Source organism: Salmonella sp. SAL4457, from assembly GCF_046548235.1.
Classification (GTDB): domain Bacteria; phylum Pseudomonadota; class Gammaproteobacteria; order Enterobacterales; family Enterobacteriaceae; genus Salmonella; species Salmonella enterica.
Window position 1 is genome coordinate 1 of sequence record NZ_JBGDZO010000047.1, and the last position, 494, is coordinate 494.

1 pseudogene is annotated in these 494 nt (G+C 68.0%); it reads left to right on the top strand.

Annotated elements, in window-relative coordinates:
• Positions 1-494 (top strand): annotated as a pseudogene (locus tag ACLJNW_RS23140) (TonB-dependent siderophore receptor); the annotation flags it as partial.

Genomic DNA, 494 nt, shown 5'->3' on the forward strand with positions numbered 1-494 from the left:
TCGATGGCGAGCCGAGCAAGGACGACTTCGACCGCACCCAGCGGATGTTCGGCTACCAGCTGGAGCACCGCATCGACGACGTCTGGTCGGCGCGGCAGAACTTCCGCTACCTGGACTCCGACGTCGACCTGTCGCAGGTCTACGCCTACGGCTGGAGCGCCAGCGAGCCGAACAAGCTGAACCGCTACTTCAGCGGCGCCCGCGAGCACCTGCAGGCGTATATCGTCGACAACATGCTGCAGGCCGAATTCGCCACCGGCGCGGCGCGCCACACCCTGCTCACCGGCCTCGACTACCAGCGCCGGCGCACCGTGGTCGACTGGCGTTCCGGCTCGGCCTCGGCGCTGGACGCGTGCAACCCGGTCTACGGCGACGACGCCATCAGCTATTTCCCGGACGACAACCACACCCGCCGCCTGGAGCAGACCGGCGTCTACCTCCAGGACCTGATCGACCTCGACCAGTGGCGCTTCTCGCTCGGCCTGCGCCAGGAC